The organism is Caballeronia grimmiae, assembly GCF_022879615.1.
GTDB lineage: Bacteria > Pseudomonadota > Gammaproteobacteria > Burkholderiales > Burkholderiaceae > Caballeronia > Caballeronia grimmiae.
Genome location: NZ_CP084275.1, coordinates 1 through 22,973, shown reverse-complemented (window position 1 = coordinate 22,973; position 22,973 = coordinate 1). Strand labels below are relative to the sequence as shown.

21 protein-coding genes are annotated in these 22,973 nt (G+C 57.5%); 4 read left to right on the top strand and 17 right to left on the bottom strand.

All coding sequences use genetic code 11. From position 1 onward, the window contains the following. Positions 1 to 8: 8 nt before the first annotated feature. From traF to LDZ21_RS26365, 11 genes are all read right to left on the bottom strand, one after another. On the bottom strand, positions 9 to 956 hold the full coding sequence (traF, locus tag LDZ21_RS26415; RefSeq protein WP_011876133.1) for a conjugal transfer protein TraF: 948 nt from the start codon (positions 954 to 956) through the stop codon (positions 9 to 11). Positions 957 to 1,000: 44 nt separating this feature from the next. Beyond that, on the bottom strand, positions 1,001 to 1,564 hold the full coding sequence (lepB, locus tag LDZ21_RS26410) for a signal peptidase I (protein ID WP_244797557.1): 564 nt from the start codon (positions 1,562 to 1,564) through the stop codon (positions 1,001 to 1,003). A gap of 6 nt (positions 1,565 to 1,570) precedes the next feature. Continuing rightward, on the bottom strand, positions 1,571 to 2,050 hold the full coding sequence (locus LDZ21_RS26405; protein ID WP_244797556.1) for a hypothetical protein: 480 nt from the start codon (positions 2,048 to 2,050) through the stop codon (positions 1,571 to 1,573). Between the two features lie 191 nt (positions 2,051 to 2,241). Beyond that, positions 2,242 to 4,701, bottom strand: coding sequence for a type IV secretion system protein TraC (gene traC / locus LDZ21_RS26400; RefSeq protein ID WP_244797555.1), 2,460 nt, complete (start codon positions 4,699 to 4,701; stop codon positions 2,242 to 2,244). Between the two features lie 135 nt (positions 4,702 to 4,836). Further along, on the bottom strand, positions 4,837 to 5,124 hold the full coding sequence (gene traA / locus LDZ21_RS26395) for a TraA family conjugative transfer protein (RefSeq protein ID WP_011876137.1): 288 nt from the start codon (positions 5,122 to 5,124) through the stop codon (positions 4,837 to 4,839). Between the two features lie 28 nt (positions 5,125 to 5,152). Continuing rightward, entirely contained in the window at positions 5,153 to 5,821 is a 669-nt protein-coding gene (traV, locus tag LDZ21_RS26390) for a type IV conjugative transfer system lipoprotein TraV (RefSeq protein ID WP_244797554.1), read from the bottom strand. Positions 5,822 to 5,836: 15 nt separating this feature from the next. Next, complete coding sequence (locus LDZ21_RS26385; RefSeq protein WP_244797553.1) at positions 5,837 to 7,054, bottom strand: TraB/VirB10 family protein; 1,218 nt, start codon at positions 7,052 to 7,054, stop codon at positions 5,837 to 5,839. A 1-nt stretch (position 7,055) separates the two neighbouring features. Beyond that, positions 7,056 to 7,907 carry a type-F conjugative transfer system secretin TraK gene (locus LDZ21_RS26380; protein WP_244797552.1) on the bottom strand — a complete coding sequence of 284 codons (852 nt, stop codon included), beginning with the start codon at positions 7,905 to 7,907 and terminating at the stop codon, positions 7,056 to 7,058. Then, positions 7,904 to 8,611, bottom strand: coding sequence for a TraE/TraK family type IV conjugative transfer system protein (locus LDZ21_RS26375; RefSeq protein ID WP_244797551.1), 708 nt, complete (start codon positions 8,609 to 8,611; stop codon positions 7,904 to 7,906). Before LDZ21_RS26375 ends, LDZ21_RS26380 begins: the two co-directional genes overlap by 4 nt. Positions 8,612 to 8,693: 82 nt before the next feature. Beyond that, the gene (traL, locus tag LDZ21_RS26370) at positions 8,694 to 8,978 is read right to left on the bottom strand and encodes a type IV conjugative transfer system protein TraL (RefSeq protein ID WP_011876142.1); all 285 of its coding nucleotides are present in this window, start codon (positions 8,976 to 8,978) and stop codon (positions 8,694 to 8,696) included. Then, positions 8,975 to 9,583: an OmpA family protein gene (locus LDZ21_RS26365; protein ID WP_244797550.1), complete on the bottom strand. Its 609-nt coding sequence runs from the start codon at positions 9,581 to 9,583 to the stop codon at positions 8,975 to 8,977. The genes traL and LDZ21_RS26365 overlap by 4 nt, the downstream gene beginning before the upstream one ends. A gap of 248 nt (positions 9,584 to 9,831) precedes the next feature. On the opposite strand from LDZ21_RS26365, the gene LDZ21_RS26360 reads away from it, so the two are divergent. The 4 genes from LDZ21_RS26360 to LDZ21_RS26345 all read left to right on the top strand — a co-directional run bounded on the left by LDZ21_RS26360 (position 9,832) and on the right by LDZ21_RS26345 (position 14,925). Then, positions 9,832 to 10,734 carry a hypothetical protein gene (locus LDZ21_RS26360; protein ID WP_244797549.1) on the top strand — a complete coding sequence of 301 codons (903 nt, stop codon included), beginning with the start codon at positions 9,832 to 9,834 and terminating at the stop codon, positions 10,732 to 10,734. A gap of 138 nt (positions 10,735 to 10,872) precedes the next feature. Next, positions 10,873 to 12,627, top strand: a complete 1,755-nt coding sequence (locus tag LDZ21_RS26355) for a type IV secretory system conjugative DNA transfer family protein (RefSeq protein WP_244797548.1) — start codon at positions 10,873 to 10,875, stop codon at positions 12,625 to 12,627. 28 nt (positions 12,628 to 12,655) lie between these two features. Next, the gene (locus LDZ21_RS26350) at positions 12,656 to 13,999 is read left to right on the top strand and encodes a type IV secretory system conjugative DNA transfer family protein (RefSeq protein ID WP_244797547.1); all 1,344 of its coding nucleotides are present in this window, start codon (positions 12,656 to 12,658) and stop codon (positions 13,997 to 13,999) included. A 29-nt stretch (positions 14,000 to 14,028) separates the two neighbouring features. Further along, on the top strand, positions 14,029 to 14,925 hold the full coding sequence (locus LDZ21_RS26345) for a hypothetical protein (RefSeq protein WP_244797546.1): 897 nt from the start codon (positions 14,029 to 14,031) through the stop codon (positions 14,923 to 14,925). A 318-nt stretch (positions 14,926 to 15,243) separates the two neighbouring features. Here the strand turns inward: LDZ21_RS26345 and LDZ21_RS26340 are convergent, their stop codons facing one another. The 6 genes from LDZ21_RS26340 to LDZ21_RS26315 all read right to left on the bottom strand — a co-directional run bounded on the left by LDZ21_RS26340 (position 15,244) and on the right by LDZ21_RS26315 (position 22,873). Beyond that, complete coding sequence (locus tag LDZ21_RS26340) at positions 15,244 to 15,792, bottom strand: YcbK family protein (RefSeq protein ID WP_244797545.1); 549 nt, start codon at positions 15,790 to 15,792, stop codon at positions 15,244 to 15,246. Continuing rightward, positions 15,779 to 18,205, bottom strand: coding sequence for a DNA topoisomerase IV subunit A (gene parC, locus LDZ21_RS26335; RefSeq protein ID WP_244797544.1), 2,427 nt, complete (start codon positions 18,203 to 18,205; stop codon positions 15,779 to 15,781). Before parC ends, LDZ21_RS26340 begins: the two co-directional genes overlap by 14 nt. Before the next feature lie 16 nt (positions 18,206 to 18,221). Beyond that, positions 18,222 to 20,186, bottom strand: coding sequence for a DNA topoisomerase IV subunit B (locus LDZ21_RS26330; protein ID WP_244797543.1), 1,965 nt, complete (start codon positions 20,184 to 20,186; stop codon positions 18,222 to 18,224). 161 nt (positions 20,187 to 20,347) lie between these two features. Next, positions 20,348 to 20,860, bottom strand: a complete 513-nt coding sequence (locus tag LDZ21_RS26325) for a hypothetical protein (RefSeq protein ID WP_244797542.1) — start codon at positions 20,858 to 20,860, stop codon at positions 20,348 to 20,350. Positions 20,861 to 21,012: 152 nt separating this feature from the next. Then, positions 21,013 to 22,074 carry a toprim domain-containing protein gene (locus LDZ21_RS26320; RefSeq protein ID WP_238551644.1) on the bottom strand — a complete coding sequence of 354 codons (1,062 nt, stop codon included), beginning with the start codon at positions 22,072 to 22,074 and terminating at the stop codon, positions 21,013 to 21,015. A gap of 190 nt (positions 22,075 to 22,264) precedes the next feature. Continuing rightward, positions 22,265 to 22,873 carry a hypothetical protein gene (locus tag LDZ21_RS26315; protein ID WP_244797541.1) on the bottom strand — a complete coding sequence of 203 codons (609 nt, stop codon included), beginning with the start codon at positions 22,871 to 22,873 and terminating at the stop codon, positions 22,265 to 22,267. Positions 22,874 to 22,973 lie beyond the last annotated feature (100 nt).

Genomic DNA, 22,973 nt, shown 5'->3' with positions numbered 1-22,973 from the left:
GCTCCGCGTTAGTAACGCCCTTCGAGGCGGTCTTTCAGATACTTCACCCATTCCTTCGGATCTTTGGTTGCACCCTTCTGCATGTCGTCGTTTGAAAGCACGCCGCGATCGTAGGTACGAATCTTCTTTGCGATATCCGGTGGCAACAGGTTGTTGGAGTCGGCAGCGAGAACGATCCGCTGTTCGAGCTGATCCTGCGCCATCATTCCCTGCGAAACAATGAAGTAGTTGTTCGGGGGAACCACGAGAACCGTCGTTGGTGTGAGACGCAAGTTCAAAAGCTTTGCTTGGCCCTTGTCCTTCACGAACTCGGTTACGTTGGGCAGTCCTTTGCCGTCCATCGAGATGAACTTCGTTACGAAGCCATACTTCTTGGTGATCTCTTGGACGCTGTTTGCCTGCGGTCGGCAATACTCACATTTCGAATCGAAAAAGACCCACAACCCGCCGACCTTCGCGATGTGCTTGAGTGCCTCAGCGTTGCCCGCATTGAACTGACGCAGGAAGAACGATTTCGTATAGGCCGCGATAGGCACGCGGTTGTTTTCGTCAAGAAACGGGTCGGCGGCCACGACACGCTGCGTCATCTCCGCGTAGCGCTGCGACTTGTCCATGGCGACACGCTGGGCGTAGAGATAGGTTTCTACGTTTTCCTTGGTCGGATTGTTGATTGCAGCATCGAGAAACCTCGGCATGTTTTTGCGCAGCCATTCGACTGAAAAAGGCTGATCCGGCTTCTCGGCGGGTTGCTGCTTGGCATCAACCTCCGGAGAAGGAGGGGGCGGCGGAGGCGGTGGGACCTCCTTTTTCACCTCGTCTTTGGGGTCTTTGTACCAAAACCACCCTTCTGACTTGCGCTCGAGGAATCGGCCTGACTGGTCTGTGGGCTCCTGGGCGAACAGCGGCAGTGCCAGCGATCCGAGCAGCAGAAGCGATACAAATTTATTTAATTTCATGCCTTTACTCGTAGCAATACGAACGAGCCGACGAAATCGATCGGCTAGATGATGGGCGTTACGCTTCCAACCAACTCCCGCTGGTCCAAAAATCCCCAATAGCGGCCGTCGTAACTGCGGGGCATCGTACCCACGAGGAACACCTTCCCGGGCGGCACGACCTCCTGGCGATCGAACGCGCCTGGACCGCGCCCAAGCTTGCTATTCAAGATCAACGCGCCGATCAGCTTGCCATTCACGTAGGCGCGATCGTTGCGCACAGTGATGACATCGCCCGGCAAGCCCGCAATCTGCTTTGCGATCATCTTCCCGTCGAAGCGCGGGAGCATCAGGCCCTTGGGTGCAAAGAAGGCAACCACGTCGCCTCGCTTCAGCTCCTTCGGCGCACCGAGTTTGACCCAGTAGAGGCGCTCCGGCAGGCAGCGGATGGACGTGAGGTCAATCCCGACCCGGTAGTGTTCGCGAAACGCGGAGACACCCGCTACCGCGACGAGGGTGGCTAGAGCAACTCCGACCAGGGAATTGCGGAGGAAGCGCATCCGGCTGCGGTCGCGCACTAGCGAAGAGCACCGCGCAGGAAAAGCCTTGACATCAAAGAGGCTGAACATGGGCTTTTACTCCATCTTCAGGCCGAGCTTTTGCGCGACTTGAGCAGTGATGTCCGACTGTCCGGGGCTGTTCAGGACAACGGAGGCGTTAAAAACCGGAATGCCGGCCTGGGTGTATTCATCGAGGGTTTGATTCAGACGCTGGACGAATTGCTGCCCCTCCTTCGCGGCTTGCTCCGCAGTCATGCCCGGTTGGGAAAGAGAGATTTTCGCCTGCATTGCCACCAATTTTGGTGCATCAAGCGTGACGAACTGGGGCGCCTGCTGTTTGTTCGCTGTCGAGAATTGCCACGAGAGCACACCCGAGAATGCGGCGAGTAAGGCGGACACAACGACGACCGTAATCAGCGAAACACCGCCGGCCGGAGCGCGGGATGCAGTGGCGCTGGCGTCTGCTGTCGACGCATCAATTGCGCGCGTGGGTTGTGTGCCAGATACGGTCGGCTCTTTGCGTTCCTCGGTCGGGAGTTGGTTCTGGTCGGACATTGCGGCCTCTTTGATCGTTGATTACACGAAGAATTTGGTGGTTCGGAAAGCGCTGCTGATTGCATCGAATCATAACACGTGTAGATACGCCAACAGTATTGGAAACGTGTTTTTGCCGCTTTTGCATAGGAATATCAACAACAAAAAAGCCCGCCATGGGGCGGGCTGGACGCACGAGTATGGCGGAACGTCTATGCAGCTTCCAACTCGGCCTTCTCTGAATTCTCACGGTCGATGAACTGGTGGACAGCGTCTACGACGCTATCACCTCGGTCGATCGCGTCGAAGATGGCATTGCGCTCGTCGTTTTTCGTTGAGAACAGCACCTGCGTGAAGCGGTCAACAGTGAGCCTGAAGATTCCCCACTCACTCTCGCTGCGTTTGACCATCACTTCGGAATACTTACCCGGCACGGTGTGCACAGTCTTCAACATTGCCGCTCCGTACGGCTCGATCTTGAACTGCCCACCAGCGATCGCGCCGTCAATGGATTCGCTATTTTGCTTCAGGATGAACTGCCACGCCGAGTTGGCTGCAATGGCGCGAGCATTCGGCGAGTTGTAGAGATCCTCAATCGATTGAGTAACGATAAGAACGGCACCCTCTTCTTTCCGAGCTTTACGGTAGAGGGCTTCCATGGCTTTTCCCATCAACGGATCGTCCAGAAGCTCCCACGCCTCATCGATAATGAGGATCTTCTTTCGGCCGCGCGTCAGGAACATGTCGTAGTTGATCCGCGACATCAACTGGAGCAGCACGACCTGTTGCAATGCCTTGCGGCCCTTGAGATCGCTGAGCTCGAGGACCACGAACGCGTTGTCCATGTCCAGGTTGTTGTCGCCCTCGAACCATCGCGTGTAGGCGCCGCCAGCGAACGGGAACAGTTGCTTCCCGAGGCGCTGAGTGTCCTCGTCGGGCTGGGCGAGGCAAAATTCGGCGACAGCTTTAACCGTCGCGTTCTTGCCGTACTTGGTATAGACGCTAGTGATCGCCTCCTCAAGGCGTGACATCGGATACGCGTCGAGCGTCTCGTCTGGGGCCGCCATCTTCGCGAGCATCGCCTTGAGGATGTCCATCTCTTCCTCGAGGTTTTCGATGAACGTGAACGGGTTCAGGCAGAGATCGGAATCCTGCTTGAACTCAACGAACGTGCCCTTTACTGCCTTGCACAGCTTGAAGTACGAGCGCCCTGCATCGATTGCCCATACCTTGGCGCCTTCCGCGAGATAGTCGCTGACGATTTTTTGCGTCAGAAAACTCTTGCCGGCGCCTGCTTCGGCGAATACCACCCCGTTGTAGTTTGTGCTCGATTCATACAGGTCGATGAGCGCGGGCTGGCCACGACGCGTGACCAGCAAGAGTGCGCCGCTTCGCCCGCTACCGGTCCATTCCCCGATCACGGGCATGAACTGGACGGCGTGTGAAATGCCCATCGTGTGAAAGCGGAACAGGTTCTTGATCCCTTCGCGGGACGTGTTCAGCGGCAGCAGGTTATTCCAGAGCGGTTCAAGGATGCGCCGATCCTCGCGGATTTCGAACGCAAGCGAAGTGTAGTAGGCCTGGAGACCGGCAACTAGCTTGTTGAGCTTCTCTCGACTGCGCGAGAAAAGGAACAACGTAAAGTTGGCCTCGCAAACGATCGAGCCTTTTCCTTCGATATCGTGGATCAGCACATCCATGCCGTGCTTCTTGTACCCCAAAGCGGGAATCATATGGGCAGTCGGTCCGAAGACCTGATGATTCAGCATGGAAGAGCGTCCCTTGACCCAGTCGACCTTCTTCACCTGGTCCGGATAGTGGAGCGTGAGGACCATGTAATACGGATCGGTGATCTGATTCGACAGCCCCAGCGGATCGCCGATCATATGGTTCATGATCGCCAGACTGGCCCTCTTTGGGAAGTATTTGACGCTCATCACTTTCGCGTAATGAGAGCCGTCGTTGAATTTGATGGTTGTCGGGTCGTCGAAGTTGACCGCGTCGCCAGGGAAGTACACCTGTTCCTTGATCGGTCGGGTTTCGTCGTAGTGGTGGCTCGGGTGATCCCACAACTTCGTAAGGAGGCGCAAGAGGACGAGATATCCCTCCGCGTCGAGTTGCACGGTCTGGAGTTCCGCGGCCTTGAACGCTTCCTGAACACGATCCGCGGTCTCGCGTGCCGCGGCGATATCGCCGTCGGTAGGCAATGCACGTGCGCACGGCGTCTTAATGGTGACGATGAGACGCTGTCGGTTCAGCAGGACGCCGCTACGAGACACGAGGGCCTGATCCTTGCCTTTGCGAACCAGCGCCGCGTGCTGCAACGCGAGCGCACGGAGCACTTCGTTGTCATGGTATTTGCCTTCGAGGTAGGCGTCGAGATAGTCGTCGGCGTCCGGTGAAGCGAGCAACCCGATCTGCACGAAAGTGCCGGCCGGGAACGGCATGCTCAGTGCCGAGCGAAACTTGTCTACAGTCGAGTCGTCAGCACCTTTAAGGGGATCGGCGACGAAACAGGCCCCCAGATAGTGTTCGCTTCCGTCAGAGGCGAGAAACACCTTGCTTTCCGGGTCGCACGCCTGAACCGTGACCTTCTGGTAAGGGAGGTCCTCCCGGCTTCCCTCGATGACCGGCGAGGCGTTTGAACCCTTCGATTTAAAAAAGCCGAGCATATGAAGCCTCTCTTACTTCGAAATGTTGGATATTGGGATGGTGGCGAGAAGTCCGCGGCATAGCCGCGAACCCGTGTTCGACATGGTTCGCCCCGCGGTGCCCCGGGGTCAGCCCAGGGCACCGGGCGGGCGCCATTACAGCGTTGCGGTGAAAAGACCTTGCAGAACGTTCGGGCCGAGCGATGCGCTCAGTGCGACGGCCACGCCCGTCACGACGCTCATGACGGACTGCTTGACGACGCCCATGGCCAGGCCGACCGCCAGCGAACCGAGTGCGAAGGTCGTGCCCAGCGAGCCGGTCATCCAGCCGGTCAGGCGGTCGACGATTTCGCTGAACGTGCCATCGCTGGCGGCGGACGCGTCGAGTGCGAGAGCGACGGCGAACAGTGCGAGGGTCAGCAGAGCTTGCTTGTTACGCTTCATGAAGAACTTCTCCTAACGTAGTGGTGAATCAATCTAGATTGATGTCCGAAGGGGATGGCATTCCCGGCACTGAAAGGTCTGCGCTCTTTGGCGCGGTCAGGCCGGTGTCAACCTGTTGCGCATCCCCATCGGGCAATTCGTGCGCAGCAGGTTTCCCGCGCTGTCGCGCCGATTCTTGCTGCTGAACCGGTGCGACCGCGACGAGTTCGCGGTGAGGTACAACCATCCCTTTGCCGGCAAATTCAGTCTTGCCGTATGACCAGCGACGGGGTTGTACCTCGGTAAAGAGGTAAGACGGGTAGTGGAGGTCGTCCTTGCTGTCGATCCACGGCGCAATCCAGATACGCATAACCTGCGCTGGTGTACGCACTGGCCGGGCGGACGCAGACGCGGAGACAGGGGTCAGCCCTGGCAAGCTGCTGGAAGCAGAAGCAGCGAGCTCAGGGCGAACAACGTTTCCCTGGTCGTCTCCGAACTTCACACCCACTTGCTTCACGTTCGGGCCGTACGGCGTATCGCTGTCCGTCGGGGCCGGCATGTGGTTGGTCGATTTGTAGACTGCCATCGGTGTCTTGCAGATGATTCCCTGTGGCATGCCGGGGCACGAAAACGAATCGTTGTCGGCCGTGTTGAACACGGAGGAACACCCGGTTGCCAAAAGCGGCAACAGCGAGGCCACCAGAAGTCGCTTGTACATGACTAGCTTCCTTGCTTATTTGAGTTCCACGCCCTTGATAAGGACGATGGTGAGTTTCCGGCCCGCATCGATTTCCACGACAGGCGTCATTTCCTTGGCCATATCGAGATAGAAAGCGGCAACTGACTTGGCGGCCGTCGAAAAGCCCTTTGCAACGCCGGTTTCGGCGATGGTGCCGGCGGTTGCGCGTTCGGTGCTGATGTAACCACTGCCGGAGCCGAGATCGAGACGCGGGATTTGCTGAGGCGTGAGCGCGTCGCTGAAGCCGCTTAGCACGCCGGCAGCAAGCGACTTGGCGATCAATTGCCCTTGCTTGGACACGAGACGACCGCGAGCTCCAACGCGACCGTCTTCACCCACGACGTATCCATCGAGTTTGGTCTCCAACACCTTCCCGCCGTCACCAACACACGACAATGTCTCCGTGCGCAGTTGTGCGCGTTCGCTGGACAGGCTGCCGTAGCCAGAGACCAGAACGAAACATTCCTTTACGTCGTGGTTGTAGTTGTTGGGAAGAATCGCGTCCGTCTTGATCCGCATGACGGCCGGAACGGGGTTTTTCTGTGCGACCGAGCTCGTTGGCGCGTCCATACCGTTCAGGAGGATGCCTTCAAACATCGAGCCGGCCGTGAGGTACGCCGCAGGCGTCGTGTCCTGCTTTGCCGACACCTTCGTAATTGCCTTCGTGTTCGTCGTCACACGGAGATGCGGCTTTTCGGGCTGGGCCGCCGCCACGGGAGCGTCGTCGTCGGTCTTTCCGCCGGCCGATGGCAGCGGCAGCGGATCGTTAAGACCCGGTGTTTTCCCATTGCCCTTCGACTTCTCGAGATCGTCCAGACGGGACTTCATGGCCATGAGCTCTTTCATCATGTCCGAATTGACCCCCACGTCCGGATGAGCGCTGTTCGATTGCATCTCGTCGATCTTCTTGAGAAGGGCCGCTTTCTCGTCGTTGCTCTTGTCGAGTTCGGTCTTGATCTTGGCGACCTCGTCGTTGGTCGCCTTGTTTGCCGCCGCAAGTTGCTCGCTTGTCTGATCCTTCGGTTTCGGAAGGAGAAGATTGCTTACGGTCGGCGCAACCTTCTGCTTTCGCGGCGCGTTACCCGGATGAACGAAGATCGACCCTACTGCAACGAGGCCGGTAAAAAGCGCACCGATGGCGATCGCGGTACGCGTCTTCGGTGGCAGTTCGAGCCACTTTTTCTTCAGAATGTCTTTGAGGTTGCCAGCCATGTCAGTTGCTCTCCGTCTTGTCGGACACGACGAACACTTCGGTCGACTCACCGCGATGCAGCGATGCATTCGGGAAGAACGCAACCGCTCGTACGCCAGCGGAATAGAACGCGTCTTCGCCGAGTTCGACGTTGTCGGCGACGGCTTCGATGCGATAGCGGAAAATGTCGTAGCTTGGTCCGCTGTAGCGGGTCAGCGGGTACGCCACGACCTGTCCCATACGTGCGACAGAGCGCGGAAGTGCACCTTCGCTGAACCCCTCAGGAACCTTGCCGATCGCCAGTTGCCGCAGTACGTAACGGAGTTTGTCGGTGTAGACGTTGCTGTCGGGGGCCTGCTCGCTGCCGTCGGACGCATCACCGCTGCCCCCTGTCGTCGGCTTGTCCAGTTGCAGCGTCACCGTCTGCGCGGGCAGATTCTTCGGAACCAGAGTCAGCGAGATGACGGGATCATTCGGCTTGTCGCCTGTGACGTAGAGCGCGACGGGTTTGTCGGACTTCATCGTCACATAGAGCGACTGGCCTACCGCCTGAACCTCGAAGTCTTCAGACTGGTTGTCGATGGATTGCGGGTTAGCGAACGGCGTCGCGATGCGGTTCGGCAACAGCCCGGAAACATTGATCACTTCGGTCCGATCAGTGCTGACGCGGACAACGTTTGTCTTATAGACCGACGAATCACCGGGCATCGTTCCGAGACCTGGCATCGGTTGAGCAGCAACCTTCCGGACGTGCTTGGCCGCAAGCGCATTGAGACGCACCTGAGCATTGGCGGATTTGGGAAGCGGGGGGAGCTCCTGTGCGAGAGCTGGCAGCGCAAACAGCGCAGCAACGACGAATGCAATGCGCTTCATTGCGCGACCTCCGAGTTGGTTTGAGCCGAAGCTTGGGCAGACTGTTCGGGGACCGGTTGCGTCGCACTAGCGGCGACATCGGCCTGCTGCTTCTGGATTTGCTGGAACTTGCCCGGGTTCTTTTCAATCCATGTGAGCGTGTGCGGATCGGCCCCGTCGTAGTGATCCATTGAGTCGACCCACGGACGACCGTCCTTCATGACGATCTTCATTTCAATGACGGCCGACTTGGTATCGCGCGAATTGACGCTTTGGGTCGTCATCTGGCCGATCACGTAAACCTTTTGCGTCTCCTTTTCCGAAACGACTTTGGTGGCTTCAAAGCGCACTGACCCGCCGTTGCTATTGAAGACAGGGTCTTGCGCGAGCGCCAGAATCTGCTGGCGAACACCTTGGTAAACGCGTGGCGTCAACAGTTGCGAAAGTCGATCGGCTACGAAATTCACGTTCTTAGGCGTTACGTTTGCCGTCAGCGTGGCGACATACAGCCCGATACCCTCGAGGTAGTCCATGTCGGCCGTGTCCCAGCCGACAGAGACCGCCTTAGCGAGATACGGAGGTACGAGACGCGTCGTCTCGTGCCTGGAAAGATTCCCGACGGTGGACACGGCCAGCAGCGACGCGAGGATGACGTTTGAGACGAGCATCGCTCCCGCGAACTTGTTAGCCCCTTCCCATGAGGAGGTCAGCAAAGGCAGTTTCATCAAATCTCCGGTTTCAGACTGCAAAACGATACATAACACGTACCAATAATTTAGCTGCGTGAAAAACGACCGTTTTGCTGATTTAAAAGAAGAAGTCGCGCTTCGAGGAGTCCGGGTACTGTTTGTTCAGCCCAATAACCCCGGCCCAATAACAGAGGTGATAGAGGATTCCCTCCAAGGCGCCGTTTTTGAAGCGCTTGAACGCCTTTACTGCAAAGATGCCCATTGCCATGCTCACGAGGGTGAAATAGCCCCCCAGTGAGATGCCACCCGCGAGGCAACCGATGAAAATAATCGCTTCGTCCAGTTCCCAGAAGAACAGTTGCGGCTGGTTGTCTATGTAACGTGGGATGTCGATCTCGGTCATTCTGCGCCCTCCCCGATCAAGCCGATGACGACGCGGCGATTCTGTGCGCCAACGCCGGGAGAAACGGGTTCCCGCTTGCCGTGCCCTTCGGACTCGATGCGGTTGCGTGAGACGCCCTTCGCGACCAGATAGTTGCTGACGGCAGTCGCGCGTCGAACGGAGAGTCGTTGGTTGTAATCATCACCGCCCACCTCGTCGGCGTGGCCTACCACCTTGATCGGTGATTCGTCGTCGCGCGCCCGAGTCAAGATGCTGCTGAGCGGAGCCCATGAAGTCGGAATGACCGAGTTGAATCGGTAGTGGAGAACCACCTGGTTGCCCAGTTCCGTGTCCGAGTTCAGCTTTGCTTCTTCCGCGGCAAGTTGCGCTTCGTCGAACGGCATCATCGCACGCGTCCGAGGCGGCTCGGTGACGAGCCATGACGCATCTTCCCGATGCAGCACGAAGTCCCGGTTCGGGTTCGCCAGCACCTGAGCCCGGTGAGCGGGTTCGATCGCGATGCCGTCGTTCTGGGGAACGACCATCTGATGTGCGTCCACTGCCCAAGCCTGAGATGCGAGGGTGGCGAGCGTCGCAACAAGGGCCAGTTTGGGAAATCTGGTCATCACGTAGTCTCGAATACAGAAATTGATTGTTGCGAAGGCTAACACGTAACGATAACGAATACAACAACACGTGTATCAGATTGCAAACTGTCGGTGTCGTTTCTATAATTATAACGACGTGTTAAGTATGCGCAAGCGTTGCATCTGTATCGGTGTGGTGGTCGATACGTGATGGCGCAGTTATCCGCGTCTGTGACGCATATCCGATCGCAAGGAATTCCCCGGAATTAGTCACAGGAGGTCGATGAATGAGTGAACAAGGCAACAAGAAGTCTGGCGAAAGCCAGAACGCGGATAGCGCGCAGCTAAAGCCGTTTGGTGAAGGTTGTTCGGAGATCTGGGACAAGGTATTCAGCACGGACCCGGCATACACGAAGAGCTTCAACCGTAAAGGTGGCTTCTCGGGAACCGCGATCACTCCGACCTATCTTGCTATGAAGGCCACCAAGATTTTTGGCCCGATGGGAATAGGTTGGGGAATGGATATTCTCCAGGAGGATTTTCTGGAGGGTGCTCCGCTCGGCTGGGACCCCAATGGCAACTTCTGGGGCCGGGAAATCATCCATCGCCTCAAGGTGAAGCTGTGGTACGTGGTGAAGAGCAATTCAGGCGAGTCTCAGAAAGGTGAAATCGTCCACTTCGGTCAGACGACGTTTGTCGGCAAGACCCAACACGGCATCTTCACCGATGAAGAAGCGCCGAAGAAGAGTCTCACGGACGGCATGTCGAAATGTCTTTCGCTGCTGGGCTTCGGAGCGGATGTGCACATGAATCTCTTCAGCGACGTGAAGTACGTTGAAGGTCTTCAGGCCGTGTACGGAGAAGCCGACGACGACGCTCCCCCGTTATCGCGAAATGCGCCGGCTGGCGCTCGAGGGATGAACTCGACACCATCTGCGCAACAGGCTACCAATCCCTCAAAGCAAGGCGGAGGAAATGTCGGCGATCAGCAGACGCTTTCTGAGCGCTACAACCAGTTGAAGTCGCGTCTCGATAACGAAAACCAGCCCATCGCAGATGTTTCGCTTGCGCGCAAGACTGTGCAAGCGGATGGGTTGCTTACGGAAATCGAGCGTGCGCTTTTGCTGTCCCATAAACGCCTGAAACTGTCCGAAGCCGAGCAACCCAGCGGCGACGGCGTTTTCCTTTAACTCTACCCAGCCCCGATCGCTTTCGCGATACGGGGCTTTTTTGCTGGGCGAAGGCATGCGCAATCTCGCACCGAACAAGATGTGTGTACCGCTTGCACCGGCGTTTCTTTGGAGGTCGTTCGCGTGAGCATAGCTCAGATGTACCGCACGAAACTTGGCGGGTCGTTGGACACGCTCGCCTTGAGCTCTCTCGGGACGGGAGCACTTCTGTCTTCGCCATATTTCTCCAGCATGCCAGCCACAGTACCAATGGCATTGGGCGCCGCGGGAAGCGCCTATCTCGGGAATCGTTTGTTTGATTTCTGGCGCCAACAGAGCGTTCTCGAATCGAAAATCAGCATCCAGTCCGCTGCGGATCTGACGAGACCGGATGGGTTACTCATTGGATATACGACTGACACGGGTCAGCCCATGTACATCCCCGATGAGGACCTGATGCGTCATGGTTTCATTGGTGGACAGTCGGGTGTCGGTAAGACCGTGCTGGGGAAGCTGCTCATGTTTCAGCAGATCCAGCGTGGCGGTGGACTGGCGTTCATTGACGGGAAAATGAACGCCGACGATATCGAGACGATCTATCAGTATTGCTGCTGGTGCGGGCGCGAACAGGATCTTCTGATTCTCAACCCGGGCAATCCGGCGATGAGCAACAGCTACAACCCAATTCTTCGCGGCGAGCCGGATGAAGTCTCGGCCCGCGTGTTGTCGCTCATCCCATCCACGGAAAATAATCCGGGAGCGGACCACTACAAGCAAAGTGCAAACCAAGGCATTTCAACGCTAGTAGCGGCGCTCCAGACGGCAGGCCTCGCGTATAACTTCATCGACTTCTCGATCCTCCTGATGAACCACAAGGCGATCGAGGAGCTCGAAACGCGTTTGAAAAAGATGCAACCTCACCATGACGCGACGAAGAACCTGTCGCTGTTCCTCGAGCAGTACAAGGGGGGCGGGAAGCCCGGCTCCGGCCTTGAGAACATGGTCGACATCAAAAAGATGAAGGATACGTTTGGTGGCGTCGGCGGCCGGATGTATATGTTCGGGACAGGTAATTTTGGCAAGGTGATGAACACCTATACGCCGGATATTGACCTGTTTGAGGCCATCAGGAGCAACAAGATCATATACGTCGCCCTGCCCACGATGGGCAAGAACGAAGCGGCGTCGAACTTCGGCAAGATGTTTTTGGGGGATCTCCGTACCGCAATCTCATGGGTACAGGCTTTGCCGGAAAACCTTCGGCCCAATCCGCCCTTTCTCGTCTTCATGGACGAACTCGGCTCGTACGCAGTTGCATCGCTCGCGCGCCCCTTTGAGCAGGCACGCAGTGCTCACATCGCGCTCTTTCCGGCAGCACAAACGCTGGCGAACCTTGAAGTTGTATCGGCTGACTTCAAGGAAATGGTGATCGGAAATACATGGACCAAGATCATATTCAAGCTGGGTTCACAAGAGACTGCGAAGGAATTCGCGGAGCTGATAGGCATGCAGATTGGGATCGCGAAGTCTCTAAGCGCGACGCAAAATGAGTCGATCAACAGCCCGATGCTAAACATGACGCCAGAAGGCGGTGCCGGCAGCGGCGCGGGGCTGTCTGAGGGAGAGCGTGAGCAGGAAGAATACAAAGTGTCGCCGGATGATCTGAAGGCATTGAGCAAAGGCGAGTGCATTGTGATGTACGGAGGTGACACGATCTTCAACCTGCGCGTGCCGATGATCTCGATCGACAAGAAACTTCAGAAGGAAATCGGCCGCGTGCGCATCAATCACTTCCGTAAGCCAAGCGTAGAAGGGGCAGATTTCTTCAAGAACAGTGACAAGTACCTTGGCGGAAGTAGCGTTCCCACAGGCGGTCGAAAACGCGACTTCGCGCAAGAGCTTGCCAACGAATAAGTAACTCACAACTTCTGGAATCCATACTATGACAGGACAAATTGTCCGAGCCGATGGCATCGTGCTCGGTGAAGAAAATGACAAGGCTGTTGCGGTACATCTTCAGGATGCAGACTTGGAGCGTCATGTGCTGATCGTCGACCCTACTGGCGCGGGCTCCCGAGAACTGCTTGCGCAGGCGCTGTCACAACAGATCGAACGAGGTGGCGCGATCATCCTGTTCGACGGTGACTCCGATACAGCAATTCTCAACTCGCTCGCAGGCGCTTGCAGAAAGCATTCTCGCCAGCAGGATCTCCTTGTCGTGAGGCCTCACGATCCCGATCTCAGCAACACTTACAACGTGATCCTATCGAGCGACGTGGAGGCGGCAGTTGCCCAGGCGTTCACCACGGTGCCGGAAGAGGAAGACAACGAAGGGGCCCGCCACAACCGGGAAGAGATCCGCCGAGGCATTTTTGTAATCATATCTGCGCTCAAACGCGCAGGCCTTGCTTACAGCTTCCTCGACCTATCGTTGTTCATCATCAAGCCGGAATCCTTGCAGGACCTGCTTGCGTCACTGGAACAAATAGCGCCCGACAGCGCTGAAACCAACGCGTTGTCCGCGTGGCTTGATGAGTTTCGCAAAGATGGGGTGATCGATCCGCTCCCCCTCAAGCAACGAATGGGAGGGATTGCCGGACGGTTGTACATGTTCGCCAGCGGCAAATTGGGGAAGGTTCTGAACACGTATTCGCCCGAAGTCGATGTCCGGCGTGCACTCGATGAATCCAAGGTCATCTACATGGATGTTCCTGGTTCGGCACAGCATCTTGTCGCGACGGCACTTCGGGAAATGATCTATCTCGATGTAGCGGGCGCACTCGGCAACCGATCGCGCGATGTCGGGGGAGTCCCGCCGATTATCGTTTTCAACGGTGCGGCGAGCTGCGATCGTGCTCTCGCAAACCGCCTGTTGGCACAAGGACGCAGCATGGGTGTATCGACGTGGCTTCGCGTTGCATCCATGGGTGATCTGGCGAAGAAGAGCGCGGTACTGGCCGAAGTTGTGCTCGCCAACACAGGGTCTCAGATTGTGTTCAACCTGGAAGGAATCGACGAATCGCTCCTGTTTGCCGGCTACCTCGGTCGTGAGGTCACCGGCGGTGGGAGCAATGAGATGAACGATCCGGTTGTCTCGTGCCCCGACGATCTACACGATCTTGCGTCGCGGGAGTTCGTGCTTCTTTCCCCGGATGCGAGGGCTCGTCGCGGCTTCGCGCCGCGTGTCGATGATGGTCAAGACGTATTCACGCGCGAACAACTCAATCGCGGCCATGGCACCCCGCGCGACGGTGCCGACCGCTTCACCCGTACGAGCATGGCGTAAGCCTCGCCTGAAGAATAAAGGAGTGCAATATGAGCGATTTTTTCGCAACGAAAGGAGCAGGCGATGATCTCGTCGGACTTGATGGTGTTTCTGGTGATCGGGGGGATCTGTCTAACCCTGCTGATGTGCGTAGCTGGCTTGAGAGCTTTGATTGTTCCGATATTTTCAAAGATCTTGACGCCTTCGATCTTGGCGATTCTGACGGCGACGGCGAAGTGGCTTCTTTGGGGGATGAAGAAGCTGTGGGACTCACACAGCCTTTTAATCAGGAACTTGCTCTCGCCGCGCTCAGTGGTGTTCCCAACGCTGGAGCAACAAAAAGGCCGAAAAAAGACGAACACCTGAGAAATCTCACGGAAGAAGACTTCGAGCCCGGGATGGAGCGGCTCAGCTTCCAGATCATCAAAGCAAATGTGGAGGCGCTCTTCGACAAGAAGCGGAAGGCAGCCGACCATGTGAAGGCTGCTCAATGGGTATTCGGCCGAACGTTTGGAGACTTCAGTTTCCAGCAGTGCTGTGAGACCCTTTGCGCACGAAAGGACGTTATCCGGTTGCGTGTTCATTACGAGTTCTGGCGGCGCTGGTATGTGTTCCCGGTCGAATTTCCGTTCATGATCGATCCAGTCCCGGACGCGGTCGAGGGGGAGGTTTACATCGTCGCCGGCGACGAGGGCTACGACTTGGCGCGGGTTGCGTGGCTTCAGCCGGGCATTCGGTCGGCTGCCCTGCTTGAAGAGGCTTCAGCGGGCGAGAATGTCGACCGATACCGTCACGCGCTTGAACTGTTGGCAGAGCGATATCTGATGTCGCAGCAGGCTGACTCGTGGTATCTGACCGGCCGGAACCCGATGCTGCGGGCGATCGACCTGTCAACGTCGCCATATCGTCCCTTGACCAGCCAGATCTCGTGGTCCAAGCAATTCTGACGAGTCGCTCGCTGATGAAAAGGAATGCCGCGCAAAGCGCGGCTTTTTTATCGGTGTGTCGAAAGCGACCCATACCCGGGCTGAGCGAGCGAAAAAAAAAGCCAGCCTCGGGGGAAGCTGGCTTTAAAAGTAGCCTTCTCAGCATGTCAGGAAGAGAGGCCGATGGGAGGGAACAGTCACGATCCCAAAACCACTGCTGCACTAAAAGCGATCAATTATGATCAGCTAATGTGCGTAATTCTAAAAGAATCGAAAGGATACAGCAAGGGTATAAATACGAGTTGCGGGTTTTTGTAGCGGGAAGTGTGTGCCCAGCTACTATCCATTCCATTTTCTCAAAGCACCGTCATCGACATGAACGAAGCCTCGTGAGGGATAGAACCCTACGCCGCCTCCTTGCAGGTACAGCGCGAGCCGCCCCATGTAGTTTACTGGTACGCCTGGAAACTCGATGTCAGCTGCCTCCCCTCGCATATGACGCGAATCGCCGACACCGCCGACCGCCTCGTTAGTCAACCTGGTGCGATAACCGGAGTTCAACACAATCACCCGGTGCTGGTTGTGCAAGGCAAAGAAGCCCTGCATGCCATACAGAATGTCGAACAGGACGGGGCTCATTTGCACCGCCTTGTCCGCATGGGTGTCACGCATAAGGCGGCAGATAGCGGCATAACCGGGCCAGACTAGCTTGCCACTGGCAAAATAGACTTCGTTCACCTCCTCCCAGACGCCTTTCTTGATCTCATGCTTAACCCACAAACTGCGTGGTTTGTCCCAGAAGTCATTCCGCGTGGCGGCGAATAGTGGCTCGGTGCAGGCGGCCAGCACGCCCCCCGTCGCCATGCGAAGAAAATCACGCCTCTCCACTGGGCTCTCCCTGTTCGAATCCGGTGGGCTTGGCTTTGCCCGGTAGCTGGCAACCCTTTCTTGCGCGGTGCAAGCGATACTTGTCCAAGGCCGTCCCTGTCAACGTGATTGGTTTACCGCTGGTAGTCGATACGACGCAGGACGCTCCGTCTCCGATCCCAACAGCAACCAGCGTCTCGCGAGCTTCGAGTTCCATCAGCTTCACGCCTTTGCCTTTCGGCATCACCTTGACTTCGGACAGTGGGAAAAGAACGAGGCGGCCACCGCTGCAAACGGCGGAAACCGTATTGCCTGCGGTTTTCGCGGGCGCGTGCATGACTTCGCCCGGCTCAAGCGTTGCAAATGCTTTGCCGGCCTTTTGGCGGGTCAGCATATCCGCTCCTGCGCAGACGTAGCCATAGCCACCACTTGAGGCGATCAGGTAATTCGCCGTCTGGTCGATGACGATAACGTGCGTCAGTCGGCCGCCGCCTTGGAGCTCGATCAACGATGTGAGCGGTACGCCATCGCCGCGGCCGGTGGGAATAAGAGCAGACGCGACGTTGTAGCAACGTCCGTTCGTGTCGAAGACGGCCAAACTCGTCGAGGTGCGCGTCTCGATGCTGGCGAGAAGATCGTCCCCCGCCTTGAACGTGAGGGTCGAAATGTCGATGCCGTGGCCGCTCCTCGCTCGAAGCCAACCAGACCGAGAAACGATGATCGTGACCGGATCATCGGCGGTAGGAACGACGGCGCCTGACGTTACCTTCTCCGCGGATTCAATGAGCGTGCGACGGTCGTCACCGAACTTTTGTTTGTCCGCTTCGATCTCTTTGAGAATCTGATTTGTCATGGCTGCTCGATCCGCGAGCAACGACTGAAGGTGGCGTTGTTCGTCTCGCAACTGTGCCAATTCCTTCTCGATCTTGATACCTTCGAGGCGGGCTAGTTGCCGCAGGCGGATTTCGAGGATGTCCTCTGCCTGCACTTCAGACAGGTGAAACGTTGCTATCAGATCGCGCTTCGGTTCATCTGATTCGCGAATGACCTTGATGACCCGGTCGATGTTCAGGAACGCAACCATGCGTCCGTCGAGGATGTGGATTCGACGTTCAACCTCGGCGAGGCGATGCGCGGTTCGACGAGTGACTGTCTGATATCGGAACTCAACCCATTCAGTCAGGACCGGCACAATGCCCTTCTGCTGTGGGCGGCCATCCAAGCCGATCGTCACGAGATTGACGGATGCGTTGCACTCGAGACTCGTGTGGGCGAGCAGCACGTTCATCAGTTGCTCGGGCGTCTGGCGGGACGAATGCGGCTCGAAAACGATGCGCACGGGATGCTTCTCGTCAGAGTCGTCACGAACGCTGTCCAGCACCGACAGGAGAAGGGCTTTCATGTTTCCCTGTTCCTGCGTCAGCGCTTTCTTTCCGGCCTTGATTTTCGGGTTCGTGAGTTCCTCGATCTCCTCGAGTACCTTTTGAGTTGACACCCCGTGCGGCAGTTCCGTAACCGCGATCTGCCACTGCCCTCTTGCGAGTTGCTCCAGCGACCATCGGGCGCGGACGCGGAGGCTGCCACGGCCCCCTTCGTACACTTTATGGATGTCCGCGATGTCGGAGATGATCTGTGCGCCGCCAGGATAGTCTGGACCGGGAAGAACCGACATCACGTCACCGAAGGTTGCGTCTGGACGGCGGATTAGCAGTGAACATGCGTCGGCGACTTCACGCAGGTTGTGGCTTGGAATGTCGGTTGCCATACCCACAGCGATACCTGATGCACCGTTCAGGAGAAGCACTGGAAGGCGAGCCGGAAGCAGCGATGGCTCCTCAAATGCCCCGTCATAGTTGGGCTGAAAGTCGACGGTGCCCTGATCGATTTCCGCAAGCAGCAGATCGGCAAACGGAGTGAGCCTGGCCTCGGTATATCGCATGGCTGCGGCGCCGTCGCCATCGCGGGACCCAAAGTTCCCCTGGCCGTCGATCAGGGGGTAGCGCATCGAGAAATCTTGTGCCAGTCGAACGAGAGCGTCGTAGGCGGATTGGTCGCCGTGTGGATGGTATTTACCGAGAACGTCACCTACTACGCGAGCTGACTTGACGGGTTTTGCAGTCGCCGTCAGGCCCATGTCGTTCATTGCATAAAGGAGACGGCGCTGCACCGGCTTCTGACCGTCTTCAACGTCAGGGAGGGCGCGACCGCGCACGACGCTCATCGCGTAATCGAGGTACGCGCGTTCGGCCCATCGGCCGATCGGGATTCGGCCGTTGGGCAGTTCGCTTATATCGACGGTGCGCGACGGCGGTGGCGTATCGGCGCCACCGGCGACAGGCGTTGCAGCGTCGGCGGAGTTTGGCTGGGGCGATTCGCGTTCAGCCTCTACGACTGCGAAGAGGTCGCCGGTTCCGTTGTCGTTTGCTTCGATCATGATTGTGTTTCCCCGATTAAACGTCCAGCTCTGCCAGATCGCCGTTTTCTTCGAGCCATGCGCGACGAGACCCCGCCTCGCCCTTGGCCATCAGTAGATGAAACGCCTTCAGCGTATCGGCTAGTCCGTCATCCGGGACGCCGACCTGCAACATGCGCCGTGTATCAGCGTGCATGGTCGTCTCTCTGAGTTGTTCGGGATTCATCTCGCCGAGACCTTTAAAACGTGATATGGACAGCGCTGAATCCCGCACGCCTTCATCGGCGAGCTGTCGAAGTACCGCGACCCGCTCGGCGTCGTCGAGGCAGTAGATTTTCCGCGCGGGGCGCCCCTTCCCTTGTGCGCCCACGTCGATGCGGAATAGCGGTGGCTGGGCGATATAGACGTGCCCCCGTTCGACCAACTCCGGGAAATGAATGAAAAAGAGGGTGAGCAGCAAGGTCTGGATGTGCGATCCGTCCACATCTGCGTCAGTGAGCAAAGCGATCTTGCCGTAACGCAATCCGGCCAGATCCACTGCCGATCCGCGCTCGTGGGGATCGACGCCAATGGCGACTGAGATGTCGTGCACCTCGTTGTTCGAAAAGAGTTGATCGCGAGCGGTATCGAACGTGTTCAGGATTTTTCCGCGCAACGGGAGGATCGCTTGATACTCACGATTTCGTGCCTGCTTAGCGCTGCCGCCGGCGGAATCGCCTTCGACCAAAAAGAGTTCATTGCGAGTGATGTCAGTTGATTCGCAGTCGGTCAGCTTGCCCGGCAGCGTCGCAACACCGGACGATTTGCGCTTTTCGACTACCTTGCCCTGGCGTGCACGTGCGGTGGCTTGCCGGATCGCCAGCTCAGCGACTTTCTTCGCGGCCTCAGGATGATCGATAAGCCAGTGATCGAAGGGGTCCCTCACCACACTGGACAGCAGACGCACAACTTCCCGACTGTTGAGCTTGTCTTTGGTCTGTCCCTGAAATTGTGTATTTGTGACGGCGGCCGACAGGATGAACTGCGCGTGCGACCACACATCTTCAGCCTGGAGCGTGATGCCGCGGGGAAGCATGGCGTGGTGCTCACAATACGCCTTCAGAGCTTCAAAAAGTCCAGCGCGCAATCCAGCTTCGTGGGTGCCGCCCAGCGGCGTAGGGATGAGGTTCACATACGATTCGCCCCTTCCTGACTCTACGGTCCATGCGATCGCCCATTTCGCTCCATCACCTTCAACGATCGAGCCCACGCTCTCAGCGACGTACCCCTGACCCGTGAAGACTTCTCCAACGAGCTCCAGATCTGCAATGCGTTCGGAGAGGTAGTCGCCAATTCCGTCCTTGTAGCACCAGTTGCGTTCGTCACCGGTTTCATCATTCCGGTAGTTAACGGTGACCCCGGGCATCAGCATCGCCTTGGATCGGAGGAGTTCTTCAAACTTGGCGAGAGGGATTTGGGGCGATGCAAAATACTTGGGGTTTGGCCATGCACGTACGCGAGTTCCCGTTGTGCGAGGTCCGCAATCGCCAACCAGTTCAACATCGGAGATCTCGCGGTCGCCGTCCAGAAAGTGAACGCGATGAACCTTCCCTTCTCGCTTTACTTCGACCTCGACCTTGGTCGATAGCGCGTTTGTAACGGCTACGCCAACGCCATGCAAGCCACCAGATCGCTGGTATGAATTGCCCTTGCGAAACTTGGCGCCAGCATGGAGCTTCGTGTAGGCGAGTACGACAACGGGAATCTGCTTCGTTGGGTGAAGACCAACGGGGATGCCGCGGCCATTGTCCGCGACGGTGACGGAGTTGTCCCTGTGGACGATCACGTCGATCCGGGATGCATGCCCGTTCTGCGCCTCGTCTGCGGCGTTGTCAAGAACCTCCTGGATAATGTGCATCGGGTTTTCGGTACGGGTGTACATGCCGGGTACCTGTCGAACCGGCTCCAGACCTTCGAGCACATCAAAATCGGACTCGTCGTAGACCTTGCCTTCCTGAGTCATATCATCGCCTGTATCGAATAAATACAGACGGTATTATAGGCACGTGTAATGGATGGGCAACGCGTTTTTTTTGTCAAGTCTCTGCACCAACATCACGGGAACAGAATTCCCGGGGCGGAATGACAAAGCCCCGGCCGCTATAAGCGGAGCCGGGGCGGTGATCAATTGAAGCGCTGACGGAGAACAGATAGCCGAGCAGCGAAAACAGCCACGGCCAGACGGGTCTCCGCGACGGCTGGACTCTTGTTTGCGACAGTTGCCCTGCGGTCCGGTAACGCGCCCTGAAGATCGGTCAGCAGGACGTGAAGCGACTCGGGGTCGTCCCAAACGCCTCCCTCTTTTGCCTTGATCACGTGCTCGTTTTGAACATGTTGCTGGATGAGGGCAATTATGCGCTCGCTGATCAGGCGGACTGCGCGGCGAGCATCACTCAGATCGTCGGTCCGATCCGCGATATTGAGAATCATCTGCGACTTGATGCTTTGATGGATCTCGCCCTTGTGAACGCTCAACGCGAGAATGTCCGACCACCACCCGTTGTCGTACGCAAGCTGCACGTACGGGTTGTCAGGTCGCGCTGCGGGGCTTGCGGCGACGGGGTGTGATACTGGCGGCAGCGTTTGCACGTCATGGTGATCGGGGCGGGCCTCATCAAAAAGGTGAAACTGTTCCATTGCTCTTCTCCTGAGTGGTAGCGAGGACCGGGATAGTCCTCATACCCAGGTGATGGGCCACAGCTAGCGCTAATGCACCGGCCAAGGAGATGCGAGGTGAGAAAACGACGGGCAAAAAAATAGCCCGGCAAAAAATGCCGGGCATGGGTGGATTAGGCGATTGCGAGGCCCAGTTTCAGGCAGAGCTCCTCGTTAAGATCCTCCGCCCCGGTCATGTGCTTGTAGGCGCCTATGGGGCCACCTACGGCTTCCTCAAGCACGGGGCGAATTTTCTCGAACGCAGTGCGCCCTGCGTCGTCGTCGTCGAAGGCAGTCAGGACATCAGCGCCACGAAATCTGGAAAACCACTCAGGTCGCCAGTTCTCGCAGCCCGGAAGGCCCATGATGCTGCGCTTCGTTCCAAGCGCGACAGCAGACAACAGGTCCATGCAGCCCTCGACAATCAAGATCCGCCGATCCGATTCGCCCAGCCATCCCCACGGAGCAATCGATCCGTAGCGCAAAGACTTCACCTCACCAGGCTTGGTCTTGCGCAGGTACCGAAACTCCGCCGCCTTTTTGCTGTTCGATACGAACACCAAAGGGCGGAAGGCTGCCGACGGCGCCTTGGCCCCCTCCTTCCACAACCCGGCTCGGAGCATGAGCTCCTGACCGAGTGTCTCCAGAAGAAATTCCTTCGCTTCGTTCGGTTTCGATGGAAGCGTCAGAACGATGCCTTTCTTGCATCCGGTGCGAGTCACTTCTGGAGGGATGCCCCGTCCAGCGAGATACTCGATACCGTCGCGCGAAGGCTCAGGCAGCGCCGCAACAAGCCGTGAGATGGCTTCTGCGAGGGCCGAGTCGTCTCGATTGATAGCAGGCAGCGGCTTGGGAGGGACGTAGGACCTCAAAATGTCCTCGTCCGCACCAAGCAGCTCGGCACCTGCATCAGCGAGCGACTTCCCCCAATAAAGTGAAGCAGCCTCAACCACATCACCATGCTCACGACAGGCGTAACACTGCCACCTGTCGCCCGTGACCTTGATCTTTACCGAATCCTTTGACGACTCACCGCACTGAGGATTCGGGCAGACCGTGTAACGGATCGAGCCACTCATTTTTTTGGGGGTTCCACCCAGAAGATGCTCAAAGAACCAGTCGAGAGGAACTTTATCGCGCACCTTCGAGAAATCGACGCGTGCCGGTCTGGCCGCTGTTGTATTGCTTTGACTCATCGCGATGCTCCTGATGGAAATCCTTGGTGCAGCGTGATGTCTAACGCGGATGCGTAAGTGCGGCGGCCGGGCAGCGGCGCGGTCAGATCAGAAACGGTCGCCGGTGATCGTGTGGGTAAGGCGTCGACGGGACCCCAGAAAAGAAAAACCCCGTGACTGACTTGAACAGGCACGGGGTGGGTAGTTGCGATCAGGCGTCGGCGCCCAGAACTTCGTAAATGAGGCTGTTTCCGAAGGTTCGGAGGGCGTCGTCGTAGCTTTCGATCGGATCGAGATCATTCAGAAAATGGCCGTTAGGGGCCGACTTCTGCTGCGACTGCGCCTCCTTTACGACGCGTTCACGCTCGCTGGCGCTGAGGGAATTGCGATAAGCCGCATAGGCTGTCTCGCGAGCCTCCATTGCCTTGTTCGTGTTCGCACTCGCTGTCGCATCGATCAACTTGCGGAGCGCCTGGCGGAGCTCGACACTCGAGGCGCCGTCAGGGTTGACGGTTTGCTGGGCCCCGTTTGTTTGAGGGCGCTCCTCAACCCACTTGCCGGAGTCTGCGTCCGCCACGTAGTTGCGCGTGTTCATGTACTCGCCATCGCCAACTTCGTCGACGAGCACGCCGACAACTTCGTCGGCATATTCACCACCTTTCCAGTCGAGCTCGAGATTCACGGATTCCTCGGCTTTTTCAATCGCGTCAAGCTGCGACACAGCATCCGGCACATTCACCGGCACGCGGATGACAGCGTACAAATGGACGCGATATGCGCGGGTCGTCGTTGCGATTTGACCGTCGTTCTGCTGATTCATGTTGCATCTCCAGTTGAAGGGTTTTTCATGCGGGAAGAGATGCAGAACATGGGCCGATACAGCGGCCTAACGACACGGGCAATGAAAAAGCCCGCGATCG

Excerpts from the sequence above, each read along its gene's own strand:
- traF (WP_011876133.1), bottom strand. The coding sequence starts at position 956 with ATGAAATTAAATAAATTTGTATCGCTTCTGCTGCTCGGATCGCTGGCA.
- lepB (WP_244797557.1), bottom strand. The coding sequence starts at position 1,564 with ATGTTCAGCCTCTTTGATGTCAAGGCTTTTCCTGCGCGGTGCTCTTCG.
- LDZ21_RS26405 (WP_244797556.1), bottom strand. The coding sequence starts at position 2,050 with ATGTCCGACCAGAACCAACTCCCGACCGAGGAACGCAAAGAGCCGACC.
- traC (WP_244797555.1), bottom strand. The coding sequence starts at position 4,701 with ATGCTCGGCTTTTTTAAATCGAAGGGTTCAAACGCCTCGCCGGTCATC.
- traA (WP_011876137.1), bottom strand. The coding sequence starts at position 5,124 with ATGAAGCGTAACAAGCAAGCTCTGCTGACCCTCGCACTGTTCGCCGTC.
- traV (WP_244797554.1), bottom strand. The coding sequence starts at position 5,821 with ATGTACAAGCGACTTCTGGTGGCCTCGCTGTTGCCGCTTTTGGCAACC.
- LDZ21_RS26385 (WP_244797553.1), bottom strand. The coding sequence starts at position 7,054 with ATGGCTGGCAACCTCAAAGACATTCTGAAGAAAAAGTGGCTCGAACTG.
- LDZ21_RS26380 (WP_244797552.1), bottom strand. The coding sequence starts at position 7,907 with ATGAAGCGCATTGCATTCGTCGTTGCTGCGCTGTTTGCGCTGCCAGCT.
- LDZ21_RS26375 (WP_244797551.1), bottom strand. The coding sequence starts at position 8,611 with ATGAAACTGCCTTTGCTGACCTCCTCATGGGAAGGGGCTAACAAGTTC.
- traL (WP_011876142.1), bottom strand. The coding sequence starts at position 8,978 with ATGACCGAGATCGACATCCCACGTTACATAGACAACCAGCCGCAACTG.
- LDZ21_RS26365 (WP_244797550.1), bottom strand. The coding sequence starts at position 9,583 with ATGACCAGATTTCCCAAACTGGCCCTTGTTGCGACGCTCGCCACCCTC.
- LDZ21_RS26360 (WP_244797549.1), top strand. The coding sequence starts at position 9,832 with ATGAGTGAACAAGGCAACAAGAAGTCTGGCGAAAGCCAGAACGCGGAT.
- LDZ21_RS26355 (WP_244797548.1), top strand. The coding sequence starts at position 10,873 with ATGTACCGCACGAAACTTGGCGGGTCGTTGGACACGCTCGCCTTGAGC.
- LDZ21_RS26350 (WP_244797547.1), top strand. The coding sequence starts at position 12,656 with ATGACAGGACAAATTGTCCGAGCCGATGGCATCGTGCTCGGTGAAGAA.
- LDZ21_RS26345 (WP_244797546.1), top strand. The coding sequence starts at position 14,029 with ATGAGCGATTTTTTCGCAACGAAAGGAGCAGGCGATGATCTCGTCGGA.
- parC (WP_244797544.1), bottom strand. The coding sequence starts at position 18,205 with ATGATCGAAGCAAACGACAACGGAACCGGCGACCTCTTCGCAGTCGTA.
- LDZ21_RS26330 (WP_244797543.1), bottom strand. The coding sequence starts at position 20,186 with ATGACTCAGGAAGGCAAGGTCTACGACGAGTCCGATTTTGATGTGCTC.
- LDZ21_RS26325 (WP_244797542.1), bottom strand. The coding sequence starts at position 20,860 with ATGGAACAGTTTCACCTTTTTGATGAGGCCCGCCCCGATCACCATGAC.
- LDZ21_RS26320 (WP_238551644.1), bottom strand. The coding sequence starts at position 22,074 with ATGAGTCAAAGCAATACAACAGCGGCCAGACCGGCACGCGTCGATTTC.
- LDZ21_RS26315 (WP_244797541.1), bottom strand. The coding sequence starts at position 22,873 with ATGAATCAGCAGAACGACGGTCAAATCGCAACGACGACCCGCGCATAT.